This window comes from Streptomyces sp. NPDC014676 (genome assembly GCF_043084105.1).
Taxonomy (GTDB): Bacteria; Actinomycetota; Actinomycetes; order Streptomycetales; family Streptomycetaceae; genus Streptomyces.
This window is the reverse complement of record NZ_JBIBZI010000009.1, coordinates 301,090-315,022: the sequence shown is the minus strand read 5'-3', so window position 1 is coordinate 315,022 and position 13,933 is coordinate 301,090. Positions and strand designations below refer to the sequence as shown.

Annotated in this window: 12 protein-coding genes; 7 read left to right on the top strand and 5 right to left on the bottom strand. The window is 71.5% G+C overall.

The genetic code is table 11. The features are described 5' to 3' along the window. Positions 1–3 precede the first annotated feature (3 nt). Positions 4–417: a hypothetical protein gene (locus tag ACF1DX_RS25480; RefSeq protein ID WP_391793444.1), complete on the top strand. Its 414-nt coding sequence runs from the start codon at positions 4–6 to the stop codon at positions 415–417. Positions 418–604: 187 nt separating this feature from the next. Here the strand turns inward: ACF1DX_RS25480 and ACF1DX_RS25475 are convergent, their stop codons facing one another. Together ACF1DX_RS25475 and ACF1DX_RS25470 are read right to left on the bottom strand one after the other, a co-directional pair. Continuing rightward, positions 605–3,340, bottom strand: a complete 2,736-nt coding sequence (locus ACF1DX_RS25475) for an AAA family ATPase (RefSeq protein WP_391793443.1) — start codon at positions 3,338–3,340, stop codon at positions 605–607. Between the two features lie 107 nt (positions 3,341–3,447). Further along, the gene (locus ACF1DX_RS25470; RefSeq protein WP_391793442.1) at positions 3,448–4,281 is read right to left on the bottom strand and encodes an alpha/beta fold hydrolase; all 834 of its coding nucleotides are present in this window, start codon (positions 4,279–4,281) and stop codon (positions 3,448–3,450) included. Between the two features lie 592 nt (positions 4,282–4,873). On the opposite strand from ACF1DX_RS25470, the gene ACF1DX_RS25465 reads away from it, so the two are divergent. Then, positions 4,874–5,725, top strand: a complete 852-nt coding sequence (locus tag ACF1DX_RS25465; RefSeq protein ID WP_391793441.1) for an alpha/beta fold hydrolase — start codon at positions 4,874–4,876, stop codon at positions 5,723–5,725. Between the two features lie 75 nt (positions 5,726–5,800). Here ACF1DX_RS25465 and ACF1DX_RS25460 read toward each other — a convergent pair whose 3' ends face one another. Next, the gene (locus ACF1DX_RS25460) at positions 5,801–6,247 is read right to left on the bottom strand and encodes an acyl-CoA thioesterase (RefSeq protein ID WP_391793440.1); all 447 of its coding nucleotides are present in this window, start codon (positions 6,245–6,247) and stop codon (positions 5,801–5,803) included. 744 nt (positions 6,248–6,991) lie between these two features. On the opposite strand from ACF1DX_RS25460, the gene ACF1DX_RS25455 reads away from it, so the two are divergent. The 5 genes from ACF1DX_RS25455 to ACF1DX_RS25435 all read left to right on the top strand — a co-directional run bounded on the left by ACF1DX_RS25455 (position 6,992) and on the right by ACF1DX_RS25435 (position 11,452). Next, positions 6,992–7,756, top strand: coding sequence for an MBL fold metallo-hydrolase (locus tag ACF1DX_RS25455; RefSeq protein ID WP_391793439.1), 765 nt, complete (start codon positions 6,992–6,994; stop codon positions 7,754–7,756). A 97-nt stretch (positions 7,757–7,853) separates the two neighbouring features. Then, positions 7,854–8,102, top strand: a complete 249-nt coding sequence (locus ACF1DX_RS25450) for a DUF2630 family protein (protein ID WP_391793438.1) — start codon at positions 7,854–7,856, stop codon at positions 8,100–8,102. Between the two features lie 223 nt (positions 8,103–8,325). After that, positions 8,326–9,345, top strand: a complete 1,020-nt coding sequence (locus ACF1DX_RS25445) for an alcohol dehydrogenase catalytic domain-containing protein (RefSeq protein ID WP_391793437.1) — start codon at positions 8,326–8,328, stop codon at positions 9,343–9,345. A 521-nt stretch (positions 9,346–9,866) separates the two neighbouring features. Continuing rightward, complete coding sequence (locus ACF1DX_RS25440) at positions 9,867–10,322, top strand: alpha/beta fold hydrolase (RefSeq protein WP_391793436.1); 456 nt, start codon at positions 9,867–9,869, stop codon at positions 10,320–10,322. A gap of 131 nt (positions 10,323–10,453) precedes the next feature. Beyond that, positions 10,454–11,452 (top strand): LysR family transcriptional regulator, encoded by a 999-nt coding sequence (locus tag ACF1DX_RS25435; protein WP_391793435.1) that lies wholly within the window; start codon positions 10,454–10,456, stop codon positions 11,450–11,452. A gap of 52 nt (positions 11,453–11,504) precedes the next feature. Here ACF1DX_RS25435 and ACF1DX_RS25430 read toward each other — a convergent pair whose 3' ends face one another. Beyond that, positions 11,505–13,013 carry a GMC family oxidoreductase gene (locus ACF1DX_RS25430; protein ID WP_391793434.1) on the bottom strand — a complete coding sequence of 503 codons (1,509 nt, stop codon included), beginning with the start codon at positions 13,011–13,013 and terminating at the stop codon, positions 11,505–11,507. A 196-nt stretch (positions 13,014–13,209) separates the two neighbouring features. After that, complete coding sequence (locus tag ACF1DX_RS25425) at positions 13,210–13,791, bottom strand: TetR/AcrR family transcriptional regulator (RefSeq protein WP_391793433.1); 582 nt, start codon at positions 13,789–13,791, stop codon at positions 13,210–13,212. Positions 13,792–13,933 lie beyond the last annotated feature (142 nt).

Here is a 13,933-nt window from a genome sequence, read left to right as displayed (position 1 = left end):
ATCATGCCACCTGCCAGGCACGACGCCTCACCCGCTGTCACGCACCCATTCGTAAGCCTCTGGCCGGCGAAGAGATCTTGCTCCGAGGGCGGGGACGGCACCACAGGAGACGGCATCGACCACGACACCCTCCCCCACCCGAGCGAAGTCGTCGGACAGGACGACGAACTCTCCCGTCCCCGCGGCATCCTCACCCCCACGGACCGGCAGGGCTCGCTGCTCCTGGCCCTCGACGACCCAGGCTCCGGGAAAAGCACACTGCTGGCAGCGGCCGCCGATGAGGCCGCCCGTCGCGAGCTGCTCGTGCTGTGCTGCGCGGGACACGAGGGCGAGACGGAACTCGTCTTCGCGGCTGCTGAAGCCTCACCGCGTGCGCGGGGTCGCACCGCCGTCAGACGCCGAGTCGCGGTCGTCTGACGTCCGCAGTCACGGGGCTGCGGCGGCCTGTCCACGTATGCCGCGCATACGGCATCGATACACGTCGGCACCTGTCAAGACCTGTCAGCACCCGTCGGCGCACAGATGTCACCTGGCGTCTGAGCGCTTCCACAGTCGGGAGATGCCCCCGGAACGAGGAAGGCTCCGGGACCGGGGCGGGCGCACCTCACTTCGTGTTCGGGCCGCTCAGCGTGTCCAGCGCGTCCCGCAGCGCGGCGCGGGCGGTGACGCCCAGTTTGGGGAAGACCCGGTACAGGTGCGCGCCGACCGTCCGGGGCGAGATGTTCATCTGCCGGCCGATCTCCTTGTTGGACAGTCCGCTCGCCGCGAGTTCGGCGATCCGGTACTCCTGCGCGCTGAGCTGCGCGGCGCCGCCGTCGCCCGGCACCCGGGTGACGACGCCGGCCGCCCGCAGCTCGTTGCGGGCCCGCTGCGCCCAGAGCGGGGCCTTCATCCGCTCGAATGCCTCCTGTGCCGCACTCAGATGGGTACGGGCGGCCTTGTGCTCCCTCCGGCGGCGGAGCCACTCGCCGTAGAGCAGGTGGATGCGCGCGTACTCGAAGGCCCACAGGGCGGCGTCGGGTACGGCGAGGGCGGCCCGGTAGAGCTTGTCGGCCCGGTCCTCCGGCGCGGCGACGGCGGCCGCCGCGGCGAGGATCACCTCGTGATGGGGAGAGATCAGGTCGAGCCGGGCACGCTGCCCGGCCTCCACATGGGCCCGCGCCTCTTCGACGCGCCCGGTGCGCACCGCGGCCTCGACGAGGTCGAGGAACACCCGCTGCACGTGCGGGAAGTGCGCGGGCAGTTCTCCCGGCGGGGTGAGCAGCGCCGCCTGCCGGTACGCCTCCTCGAAGTCGCCGCGGCCGATCGCGATCCGGGCGCGGGTCTCACGCAGGGAGGTCACCATCAGCATGAACCGGCGCGGCACCGCCCACGCGGCGATCTCGTCGCTCAGCTCGTTCAGTGCCTCCTCGTCACCGCGCCCGGCCGCGACCGACGCCATGCCGTACTTGAACAGGATGTGGGTGAAGTTGTAGCCGTGTTCCGCGGCGTCGCTGGTCCCCTCGGCCGCGATGGCGAGCTGGGTGTCCCACTCCCCGCGCATATAGGCGTCGTGGGCACGCGCCAGGAGCACGAACCGGTGCCCGTCGTAGGCCGCCTGGCCCACGAAGTCCCGCCACACCGCGTCGTAGTAGCTGAAGCAGTCCAGGTAGAGCGCGGTGTAGATGAGCCAGTTGACGCGCCAGAACGGGGTGTGGGGCGGCAGCTCGGCCGTGGCCACGTCCAGCCGGGCCCGCACGTCGTGCGCGGTGCGTGCCGGGTCGGCGACACAGTCGAAACACATGCGCGCGGTCTCGGACACGCGGTCCAGCACCTGGTACACCGAGGGCCACAGGTCGGAGCGGCCCGCCCAGACCGCGCAGTTCAGCAGGACGTAGAAGGCGTCGTCGTACGCCGCCACGTCCTCGGGCGAGGCGCTCATCGGCGCCGACTCCATCACCGGGATGAGGGTCCGGAAGACCCCGTCGCTGTCCCCGTCGCGGTGGAAGAGGACGTAGGCCGCGGCCGCGGCGCCGCGCAGGGATTCCGCCGCCCCGGACCCGGCCAGCTCGTGGGCCGTCTCCAGCAGCCCGCCCTTGCTCGCCGCGAAGGCTGCCTCGTCCAGGCGGCGGGCGCGATCGGCCTGGTCCGGGCTCAGCTCCGCGGCCCGCCGGAAGGCGGCGGCCGCCTCGGCGGCGCCGCCTCGTGCGAGGGCCAGCTCGGCCGCTCCGGTGAGTTCCGCTGCGACGGCCTCGTCGGGGTCCTCCGCCGCGTGGGCCAGGTGCCAGGCACGGCGTTCGGGCTCCCTCTCCAACGTCGCCGCGAGCGCCTCGTGCGCGGACCTGCGGTGTCGGCCCGGCGACATGTGCACCAGGCAGGAACGGGCGAGCGGATGGCGGAAGGTGACGTGGTCCGCAAGGTGGTCGACGCGCACCAGCCCGGTGTGTTCGCTCGCCTCCAGCAGGCCGTCGTCCCACTCCAGGCCGGCCCGTTCCGCCGCCGTGCGGACCTCGCGCAGGTTGCCGGGGCGCTGGCCGTCCAGCGCGACAAGGAGCAGGGCGAACCGCGTCGACGCGTCGAGGAGCCGGATGCGGTCGGCGAAGACGCTCTCCAGTCGGCTGCTCAGCGGCAGGTTCGTGGGCAGGGCCTCGTCGCCGTCGCGTTGGGCCGGCGTGAGCTGCCCCGGCAGCTCGACCAGCGCCAGCGGGTTGCCCCCGGCCTCGTCCAGCAGCCGGCGCCGGGTCGGGTCGGAGAGCCCCGGGTGGCTGGTGTCCAGGAGGAGCTGGGCGTCCTGCGCCGCCAGCGGTCCCACCGTGAGGACCGGCAGTCCCGCCGGGTCCAGGAAGCCGTTCCAGCCGCTGCGGGCGGCCAGGACGAACGAGGCCCGGCAGCCGTTCAACCGCCGTGTCAGAAAGGTCAGTACCTCCGCACTGGACCGGTCGATCCAGTGCACGTCGTCCACCACGACGAACAGGGGCCGACGGTCGGCCGCGCGTTGGAGGAGGGACAGTGCCGCCGCGGAGATCGCGAAACGGCCGGGTGCCGAACCCTCGCGGATGGACAGCACCTGCTCCAGGGTGACGCCCTGGTACTCGGGCAGCTCCGGAAGGTGGCCGAGAAGCGGGTACAGCAGTTGGTGCAGCGCCGAGAAGGCCAACTCCCGCTCGGTCTCGACCCCCACCACCCGCAGTACCCGCGCCCCCGCGCTCCGGGCACGCGCGGCGACGGCGTCCAGCAGCACGGTCTTGCCGGCCCCCGGATCGCCTTGGAGCAGGAGAGCCGTCCCTGTCTCACCGGCCTCGGCCAGGACAGCCTCCAGGCGCTCCAGCTCGGACGCGCGTCCCACCAACGTCAGCGACAAGGTTCCTCCCCATGGTGAGCGGACGCCCTCCCGGGCGTCCGTGGATGAAGCAACGGGCTGGAACCGGGCGCGTCCGCCGGTGTGGTGGACGGAGCGGGACCGGCCGCTCAGTCCAGGAACTCCAGAACCTCTGCGGCGAAGTCCTTGTGGTGCTGGAAGAGAAACCCGTGCCCGGAATCAGGATAGATGTGTACGTGGGCATTCGGGAGCATACCTGTGAGCACGTGTGAGAGGTGAGGGGGTGTTACCAGATCGCTGTCACCGCCGGTCACCAGCACCGGCCGGTGGATCGCCCGCAGCCGCTGCAGCGCGTCGGGATCGGGAATGCCCCACTCGACCACGGCTTCGTACTGTGCTTCCCGGGCCTCCCTGCTGACGGGCAGGTCCCGGTCACGGGTACGCTCGATGTAGCGGCCGAAGAACTCCAGGCCACTGCGCTGGCTGGTCTCGGTGTGGTTGAAGAAGGTGTACAGGTAGCCCTGGGCGCCGAGGTGGTCGGAGTGGACGTGGGCGACGATGTCGTCGCTCCAGCCGTGGGCGCCCGCGGCACCGCGCGGGGCGGTGGCGGCGAGCACCAGCCGGCGCAGGACACCGGGGCGGATCAGGGCGATTTCCTGGGCCACGAAGCCGCCCATCGAGTGCCCCAGCAGGTCCACCCGCTCCAGCCCGAGCGCGGTCAGAAAGCTGAGGGCGTCGACGGCCATCTCCCGGACGGTTCTGGGGGTGCGGCCGGTGCTCAGGCCGATGCCCGTGTTGTCGAAAGTGATGACGTCGCGCCGGGCGGCCAGGAGATCGACGAGCGCGGGGTCCCAGCTCTCCAAGGTGCCGCGGAAGTGCTGGAGCAGCACGAGGGGAGGCCGGTTGGAGGGGCCGTACCGCCGGTAGGCGTAGCTGACGTCATTGGCGGCGTGTACTACTCGGTTCGGCACATCGATGTACATCTCGGTTCCTTCGGCAGGCGTGCGGGCGGAGTTCTCCGTCACGCGGACGCGTCGAGTGTGACCGGCGGATCCACCCCGGCCATCAGCCATTTGACCGTACGTCGGCCCGGGTTCAAGGCGTCGGGGAACACGGTGCGCACTCTCCTCGGCCGTTGACACGTATCGTCCGACGGATGTGTGTTCCAGTGGATGCGGTCCCCGGCTCCGGACAGGAGAGCCGGGTCTCGGCCAGCAACCGTCCCCTGCCCGGCAGCCGGCAGGGAGCAGGAGCTCCAGGACGCGCTGACCCCCTGGTGGCGACCACCCACAAGGAACATGGCCGCGTCACCTACGAGCCGCACCTGGGCCACGACGACCCGGTACTTCTCGCTCGGAACGGACGATCGAGAGTGGGCTGCACGATGGGGTCGCCCGGCTGAAGCTGCGCGCCCGCTCGCAAGCGGTCGCCTACGCCATCCGCAGCGGCATTCTCTGACACCGCCGCCACCGGTCGGCGAAGATATTCCGGCTGAGACAGCCAAGCCGGCGCCCCGGCCGACCAACGTTTCTCGGGAACTATGCTGCTGATGTGTTCGATGATTCCCCTGTCACAGTGTCCCGTCACACCTCGCCGACCGTCCTGCGGACCACCCTGCGGACCCCACGGGGTGACTTCGCCGCGCTGGAGAGCGCCCCCGCGGCGGAAGTGCGCGGCACCGCAATGCTGTTGCCCGGATACACCAAGGGCAAGGACGACTTCCTCGCCCTGCTGCCGTACCTGCGGGACGCCGGTTACCGCGCCATCGCGGTCGACGGCCGCGGCCAGGACGAGACCGCCGGTCCCGCCGACGAGGCGGCCTACCGGTACGACGCGCTCGCCGCGGATGTCCTGTCCCAGGCGGAGGCTATCGGCACACGTGTGCACCTGGTGGGGCACTCCATGGGCGGGCAGATCGCCCGGGCGGCGGTCCTGAGGAACGCTCGGCCCTTCCTGTCCCTGACGCTGCTGTCCTCCGGGCCGGGACACGTCGGTGAGGGGCGGCGGCTCCAGGTCGAGCTGCTCACCGGGGCGCTCGCCACCATGACGATGGAACAGGTCTGGGAGGCGATGCGGAAGCTGCGTCCGTCGACGGCGTCGGAGCCGGAGTTGGAGGTCCAGCGCGAGCGCTGGCTGCGCACCAACCCCATCCACCTGCAGGTCACCGGAAGGGAGTTGCTCGGCGAGCCGGACCGGACCGCACGGCTCGCGGCACTGACGGAGCTGCCCAAACACATGCTGTACGGCGACCAGGACGACACCTGGGCGCCGGACCTGCTGGCGGACACGGCCCACCGGCTGGGCGCCCGGCACACCGTGATGACGGACACCCGGCACTCTCCGCACGTGGAACGGGCCACCCGCACGGCGGCCGAGCTGACGCGGTTCTGGGACGGCCTCCGGCCGACGTCCGTCTCGGTCCGGTAGGGCCTGTCGTGCGGATCCCGCCGCGGACGCGGGGCCGGCCCGGGCGGCGCCCCGTCCCACCGCCGGTGGACAGGGTCAGGCCACGCCGCCGATGACCTCGCAGTCCTCCGCCCGGGCTTCCTCGAAGACAGCCCGCAGCGCGGCCGGGGGCGGGGTGATCCTGCGCTCGCGGACGTCGAGCCACGCGCCCAGGCAGTACACGACGGCGGCCCTGCCTCCGTTCTCGCGGGTCACGGTGTGCCGGGTGCGCCAGCGTGCACCGTCCTCGCTGAGTCCGATGACCTCGCACGAGACGGTGACGCGCTCGGCCAGGAAGACCTCGTTCAGATAGGCCGCCTCCTCGCCGAGGAGGACCGCGGCAATGCCTTCCTTCTGCAGGGCACGGGCGTCCCAGCCGAGTTCCATGAGGAAATGGAGACGGGTATTGCTCGCGTACTCCAGGTACCGCGTATTCCGCAGATGACCGTTGAAGTCCGCATCGTCCCATCGGACCTCGTAGGACTTGTGGTATGTCTTCGACATCAGAGTTGACCCGCCTCCTGCGGATTGAACGACACCGCACACCTTTACCGGTTGCGGCCAGGAATCCACTCCGCAGACTGACCGGCGGTAATGTCGCCATGGTGGCACACGGATAGGCCAGACCGAATGCGGAGGATATAAGGAGAGAACTGACGTGCAGCCGACGGCAGTCGCCGCGCGCCGAGGCGTCGGCTGCGGAGCGCTGCGAACCTTACCACGCTCCCGAGCCGCCCCTCAGGACGGCTTTGCGCCTCCCCCGGTCCTCGTCCGACGTATTCCCGGCCCAGATACGGCTCCCTTCTCCCCGCCCGAAACAGACGACCACCCCGAGGAACTCGGCGCCGTCGCGGTGTAAACGACTCGACGGCGACCAATTCGCCCTGGCCGCAGGCTATTCGACCCGCGAGGAGGTCTCTGCGGGTAAGGACTTTTTCGGAATTCTCGGACCTCTTCCTCCGCGGCAACCGATCAGACGCTGCGGATCAGCGGCGCGGACCTGACGGAGTACTCCTGTGCCCGCTGAACGGGGAGCATGCGGGTGCCGTAGGGGCTTTTCCGAACCGTACGGTCCCGCGTGTAAGGGCATCGCAGACACACCGAACAGCGCACGTAGACACACATGTGTCCCGGTTACCGTTACCGTTGACGTACGGCTCTCCCAGGGAGGTTGTCGGCCTGTCCCCCGCTCAGCGGCCGGGAGAACCCCACTGACGTGCGGTGCTTCGCACCGAGAGGAAAACACATATGCGAGACGCTCTACGCGACGACGACATCGTCCGCCTCCACGACGACGTGTATCTGGTCTCGGGGAGCAACACCAACTGGGTCATCGTCAAGGACGGTGCCGACGTGACCCTGATCGACACCGGTTACCCGGGCGACCACGGCCGGTTGCTCGCCTCGCTGGCAGCCGTCGGTGTGGAACCGGGCGGTGTGCGCGCCGTCCTGATCACCCACGCCCACAACGACCACCTGGGGGCGGCCGAGCGCCTGCGGTCCGCCCACGGGACACCCGTGCTGATGCACGAGGAGGAAGTGCCGCACGCCCGGCGCGAGTTCCTGCACCAGGTGTCCGTCGGCCAGGTACTCGCGCGGGCGTGGCGCCCCGGAGTGCTGCCCTGGGCCGTGCACGCCATCAGGGCGGGCGGAACCGCGCACGTTCCGGTCACCGACCCCCGGCCCTTCCCCGCTCCGGGGCCGCTGGACCTGCCGGGCGCCCCGGTACCGGTCCACACGCCGGGCCACACCCTCGGGCACAGCGCCTACCACCTGCCCGGCAGCGGCATACTGGTCAGCGGTGACGCGCTGGTCACCGCCCACCCCACGGCTCGGGGCGCGGGCCCCCAGCTGCTGCCCGGCATGTTCCACACCGACCGTGACCGGGCCCTCGAATCCCTGTCCGTGCTCGAAGGGGTCGACGCTGACGTCGTCCTGCCGGGGCACGGCCCCGTGCACCACGGCTCGGTGCAGGAGGCCGTCACCCAGGCGCGCGAGCGGGCCGGCGGGTGACGTCCGCGGGGCCGCCCCCGCTCCGGATCGCCTCCGGGACGACACTCCCGGACAGGCACACATCCAGTCGAAGTATCTAACAGCCGAGGACACACCCATGGAGCACGAACAGCAGATCCTGAGCAGGATCTCGGAGATGGTCGCCGCCGAACACCGACTGCGGGAGTCCCTGCGGGCCGGCGGGATCGACATGACCGAGGAGCACCAGCGGCTCGGCACCCTCGAGCGCGAACTCGACCAGTGCTGGGACCTGTTGCGGCAGCGCCGGGCCAAGGCGGAGTTCGGTCAGGACCCGGACGAGGCGCGAGTCCGGCCGGTGTCCCAGGTGGAGGGCTACCAGTCCTGAAGATGCCACCGGTTCCGGCCCTCCCGCGCCGGGGGGTCAAGAACGAGGCCACAAACATTCCACAACGGCCCGCGATGCTGGTGACGTGCGGCCGGCCATGAGTCTGCGGTCCGCTCGGCGTACCACACCGTCCGTTCCGGACGGCGCCCACCGCGGGCCCTCCCGGTGTGTCACCCACCGCCCGGTCGCCGACGAAGAGTTTCTGGAACCACGGAGTTCAGCCATGGCCACGTACCGCGCCGTCGAGGTCGCCCCGGACGGCGGCCTCCGCCCCACCGAACGTGAACTGGTCCCACCGGCACCGGGGCGGGTCCGTATCCGAGTCGAGGCCTGCGGCATCTGCCACAGCGATTCGGTGGCCGTCCATCCGCACGGCTCCGACCAGCCGGGCCGGGTGCCCGGCCACGAGGCGGTCGGTCGCATCGACGCCCTGGGGGACGGGGTCACCGGGTGGGAGATCGGGGACCGGGTCGGGGTCGGCTTCCTCGGCGGGCACTGCGGGATGTGCGGCCCCTGCCGGGCAGGCGACTTCGTCGGCTGCGCCGACCAGCCGTACACCGGCGTCCATGTCGACGGCGGTTACGCAGAGGCCATGTACGTCCGCCAGACGGGCCTGGTGTCGGTGCCCGAGACCATGAGTGCCCTGCGGGTCGCCCCGCTGCTGTGCGCCGGCTTCACCGTCTACAACGCCCTGACGGAGAACGTGCTGACGCCCGGCGGAGCACTCCCCGGCGATCTCGTCGCCGTCCAGGGGATCGGTGGCCTGGGGCATCTCGCGGTGCAGTACGCCCGCAGCCTCGCCCTGCGGGTGGTGGCCGTCGCACGCGGAGCCGGCAAGGAGGACCTGGCTCTCCGGCTCGGCGCGCACCACTACGTGGACAGCACGAACGGCGACACCGCGGCACAGCTGACCCAGCTGGGCGGTGCCCGGCTGGCACTGGCCACCGCGGCGGCCGGCGACATGAGCCCGCTGCTCGACGGGCTCGCGCACGGAGGCAGGCTGGTGGTCGTGGGCGTCTCCGAGGAACCGATCTCGGTGACCCCGTACCAGCTGGTCTTCAAGGGCGTCCAGGTACTCGGTTCCCTCACGGGCACCCCGGCCGCCAACGAGCGGAACCTGGCCTTCGCGCAGGCACACGACGTGGCGCCCATGGTCGAGCAGGCACCGCTCCTCGACGCCGCGTCGGCGTACGACCGGATGATGCGTGGTGATGCCCGCTTCCGCATGGTCCTCACCACCTGACCCCGTCGCGACGCCCTCCCCGGGGTACGGCATTCCTCCCTCACCCCCCCCGGCACGGCACCACCACACCAGAACCGGCCTCTCCGGGCCGTCCGTTGTCCAGCGGACGGCCGCCCGGACGAACCAGGAGTCGCCCATGTCCGCATCCCCCTACCTCGCCGACTCGGCCGAGACCCGTTATGTCGACGGACCGGGGGGCGAGCGCTTCGCGTACCGCCGCTTCGGCCGCGCCGGGACCACCCCTCTCGTCATGCGCCTGCGGCTGCGGGGCACCACGGACCACTGGGACCCCAAGCTGCTGGACCTGCCGACCGCCGAGCGTGAGGACATTGTCTTCGACAACTGCGGCCTCAACGCCTCGACCGGCACCCCGGCCGGCACCGTCGAGGAAATGGTCGAGGGGTCACTAACCTTCATCCGCTCCCTCGAGCTGACCGAACTCGACGTGCTGGGCTGGCCGCTGGGCGGCATCGTCGCCCAGGGCGTCGCGCTCGCCGCCCCCCGGCCGGGTGCGCCGGCTCGTGGTCGCCGGCAGCTCCGCCGGCGGAGTGCCCCACCTTCCGGCGCCCCCGGCCCGCACCCAGCAGACCGTGGGCAAGCCGGTCAACGACTACGAGGACTTCCCCTGCCTCTTCTTCCCCGAGGCGGAGGAGGCGCGGGCCGCCGGCCTGGCATCGCTCCGCCGGCTCGACCATCGGCTGAAGACGTCCGGCGCCGTGGCCGGGCCCGACGCGGCGCGCGGCCAGTTGCAGGCGATCGGCATCTTCAAGGGGTTCTGGGAGCGCCAGGAGGAGCTCACCCTGCCCGTCCTTGTCGCCAACGGCGCCCACGACGTCATGATCCACTCTTACGCGACCTGCGCGATGTCCCAGCGGCTGCCCAACGCGAAGGTGATCCTCTACGGCGACGCGGGACACGGCTTCCTCTTCCAGCACCCGGGGGGCTTCGCCCACGAGGTCAACCGCTTCCTGTCCTGATCCCGGCCGCCGCGCGCGGGCCTGTTCTCCCCTCCCCGCGCGGCATTCCGACGTCCACCGGCCGCGGCGGCGGTCCGTTCGCGTTCGGCACTCCGCCCGCCGCTGCCCCCGCCCGCCCACGCCACTCCACCATGTACGAGGTTCTCATGGCCACGGCCGAACAAAAGCTTCACGCGGATCTGGACCCCCGATGGCTGCGTGCCTTCCTGGCCGTGGCCCGCGAGCGTCACTTCGGGCGCGCCGCGGCCCGGCTGTCGATCGGCCAGCCCTCGCTGAGCCGTCATGTGCAGCAGCTCGAACGCGCCCTGGGCGTCCAGTTGTTCCACCGCACGCCGCACGGCGTGATGCTGACCGAGGTCGGGCGTGTGATCCGGCCGGAGGCGGAGGGCGTACTGGCCCTCAGCTCCCACCTGCTGCGCACCGCCCGGACGTACACGGGCCGGTCCCGTTCCACCCTGACCGTCGCGGCTCCGCTGCCGAGCCCCGCGGGGGGCCTGCTCTCCGAAGCCATCCGCCGGTTCCGCGGTGACCGCGGCGGCCCCGAACAGCCGCAGATCGCGGTGATCGACCTCGTCGACGAGGAGCAGACGGGCGCCCTGGCCCAGCGCCGGGTGGACGCCGTACTCACCTGGGGCCGACCGGGCCACGCCGCCTTCGCGGGTGAGGCGCTGGTGGAAGAGCCCGTGGACGCGCTCTTCGCCGCGCGCCACTCCCTGGCCGCGACCCCGCAGGTGACCGTGTCCGCCCTGGCCGACGAGCCGCTGCTGTTTCCCGTGCGCGAGCGACGCCACTGCTGGACCCTGCTCCGGGACGCGGCGGAGGCCGCCCGCACGGAACTCGACCCGGTGCCCACCTCGCCCGCGGCCGTCCTCGACCTGGTGGCCAGCGGACTGGGCTGCTCGGTGGTTCCGCGTTCCCTGAGGCTGAGCGCCTCTCCGGAGCTGGCGTTCGTACCCCTGCGGGGGCTGTCCGCCCGTATGAGCGTGGTGTGGCGTCAGGCGGACCACTCCCCCGCGGTCACCGCGTTCGTCGCCGCCTGCCGGGCCGCCGCGGTGGCCCTGACCGGCGCACGTCCCGACATCTGGTCGGCGCCCCGTTCCCTGCCGGCGCACGCGCACCGGAGCGCGTAGCACCAGGTCACGGTCCGGTATCCGGCACGCGCCGGACGGGGCGGCGCCGCGCTCAGCCGTGCTGGGTTCGGATCATCTCCGCCGCCCGTTCCGCGACGGCCAGGACGGTGGGGTTGGGGTTGGCGGCGGGGATCGAGGGCATGACGGAGGCGTCCACCACGCGCAGCCCCTCCACCCCGTGGACCCGCAGCCGGGTGTCGGTCACCGCCGTCTCGGTGCTGCCCATCCTGCAGGTGCCCACCGGGTGGAAGTAGGTGGTGGCTCCCCGCTCCCTGAGGAAGGTCCGCAGCCGGCCGGGGTCGTCCAGCGAGGAGCCGGGGATCGCCTCCTGCCCGCGCCAGGGGTCCATCGGTGCGGCGCTGTTGATGTCCCGCGCCATGAGGAAGGCGGTGAGCATCGTCTCCAGGTCGCGTTCGTCGGACAGCAGACCGGGATCGATCGCCGGGGCGACGGACGGGTCGGCCGAGAGCAGCGTGACGGAGCCGCGGCTGTGGGGGGCCGTCGCGCTGAACCCGAGGGCGTAACCCCGGCCTCCCTGCAGCGCCAGTGCGACATCCATGAAGAACAGCTGCACGTCGGGGTAGGCGAGCGAGGGGTCGGTGCGGGTGACGCCGACGACCTCGATGTGGTTGTTCTGACCGGTGGGCATGTCACGGCCGGCCGAGAAGAAGGCGAGCCCGAGCGGGTGGTCGGACAGGTTGGCCCCGACGCCGGGCAGATCGGCCACCACGTCGATGCCGTGCCCGCGCAGGTGCGCGGCGGGGCCCAGCCCGGACAGCATCATCAGGTGGGGGCTTCCGACCGCGCCGGCGCTGAGGATGACCTCGACATCGGCCCGTGCGATGAGCGGGACGCCGTCGCGCAGATAGCGCACACCGGTACAGCGGTTGCCGGAGAGGACGAGGTTCTGGGCCACCGCCTCGGTGACCACCGTCAGGTTGCCGCGGTCGAGGAACGGCCGCAGGTAGGCGTCCGCGGCCGACTGACGCGCTCCGTCGACCACGGTCAGTTCCGTCCAGGTGACCCCTTCCGCCTCGGGGGCGTTGAGGTCGTCCGCGACCGGGAAGCCACGCGTGCGGAAGGCTTCGAAGCAGGCCCGGGCGGCCGGGTGCGGCGGGGCCGCCGGCCGTGGGCGCATCGGCCCGTCGGTCCCCCGGACGGCGGTGTCGCGGCCCTCGGTGTGCTCGGTGCGGCGGTAATACGGGAGCAGGTCGTCGAAGCCCCAGCCCTCGGCGCCCTCCTTCTCCCAGAGGTCGATGGCGGCACGGTGTCCGCGCAGGTGCATCATGGCGTTGATGCCGCTGCTTCCGCCCAGCAGCCTTCCGCGCGGGTAGGCGATGGTCCGCCCGTTCAGGCCGGTCTGCGGGACCGTGGAGTGGCCCCAGTCCGCGTCGGTGCCGACCAGGGATCTCCAGGCGGCCGGTACGGTCGTCCGCTCCGAGCCGTGGGCGGGGCCCGCCTCGATGAGGAGGACGGTCGCGTCGGGGTGCTCGGACAGGCGTGACGCGAGGACCGACCCGGCGCTCCCCCCGCCGACGACCACGAAGTCGTAAGTGTTCATAGGCGCAGGCTAACCACGTCACCGAGGGTGCGTCGGACGACGAGCGCCTGGTCAGGGCCTTGGTACGGCGCTGACACGGGGTTATGCCAACGTGATGTCCCTCGATGTACGGCGCGCATGACGCGGTGGAACGCGGAATGCGGGACGTGGCTCCGGGTGGCCCGGCGCGGGGCGGGCTCGCCGGAGACCGGGTGCGTCAGGGCAGCAGGGCGCCCAGTGCGATGTCCAGGGACTTCATCGACGCCGTGGGGTCACCGGTGGCCTTGCCTCGCAGGGCGCCGCCCTCGAAGGCGTCGATGAGGAAGGCGGCCAGGTCGCGGGCGGGCCGGTCCGACGTGATCTCACCGGCCCGCTGTCCCTGTTCGATCACCGTGTGGAGCAGAGTCGTCCAGTCGTCGATGCTGTCGCGGACGGCGGAACGGACCTCGTCACCGGCGGTGGGCGTGTCACTGGCCATGGTGACCAGCAGGCATCCGTACTCGGTGCCGGTGGCGCGGGTCCGGTTCGCCTGCGCCGCGAAGTGCGCCCGCAGGCGCTCGGGGGCCGTGCCGGCGGTGTGGGTGTCGGTGGTGAGCATGCTGAAGTCCGTCGCGCCGCTGTAGCGGCGCACGATCTCGGCGGCGAGTTCCTGCTTGCTCTTGAAGTGGTTGTAGAAGGACCCCTTGGGGACGCCCGCGGCACTCGTGATGTCCTGCACACTGGCGCCGTTGAAGCCCTGCCGCCGGAACACCGTCTCCGCGTATTCGACCAGCTTTCCCTTCACACTCACCTGAGGCATACACCCAATATGGCCGGTCTCCTTGGCAAAGTCAAAGGACCGCCGGGGCTTCCGTCGAACCGTTGGGCGCCCGCTCTCGTGTAAGGAAGATCCAGGTCATCGCGGCCGAGCGCCAATACGGCGGGAGAATCGGGAAGGGCAG

Coding starts and splice junctions, on each gene's coding strand:
- ACF1DX_RS25480 (WP_391793444.1), top strand. CDS start 4: ATGCCACCTGCCAGGCACGACGCCTCACCCGCTGTCACGCACCCATTC.
- ACF1DX_RS25470 (WP_391793442.1), bottom strand. CDS start 4,281: ATGTACATCGATGTGCCGAACCGAGTAGTACACGCCGCCAATGACGTC.
- ACF1DX_RS25460 (WP_391793440.1), bottom strand. CDS start 6,247: ATGTCGAAGACATACCACAAGTCCTACGAGGTCCGATGGGACGATGCG.
- ACF1DX_RS25455 (WP_391793439.1), top strand. CDS start 6,992: ATGCGAGACGCTCTACGCGACGACGACATCGTCCGCCTCCACGACGAC.
- ACF1DX_RS25450 (WP_391793438.1), top strand. CDS start 7,854: ATGGAGCACGAACAGCAGATCCTGAGCAGGATCTCGGAGATGGTCGCC.
- ACF1DX_RS25445 (WP_391793437.1), top strand. CDS start 8,326: ATGGCCACGTACCGCGCCGTCGAGGTCGCCCCGGACGGCGGCCTCCGC.
- ACF1DX_RS25435 (WP_391793435.1), top strand. CDS start 10,454: ATGTACGAGGTTCTCATGGCCACGGCCGAACAAAAGCTTCACGCGGAT.
- ACF1DX_RS25430 (WP_391793434.1), bottom strand. CDS start 13,013: ATGAACACTTACGACTTCGTGGTCGTCGGCGGGGGGAGCGCCGGGTCG.
- ACF1DX_RS25425 (WP_391793433.1), bottom strand. CDS start 13,791: ATGCCTCAGGTGAGTGTGAAGGGAAAGCTGGTCGAATACGCGGAGACG.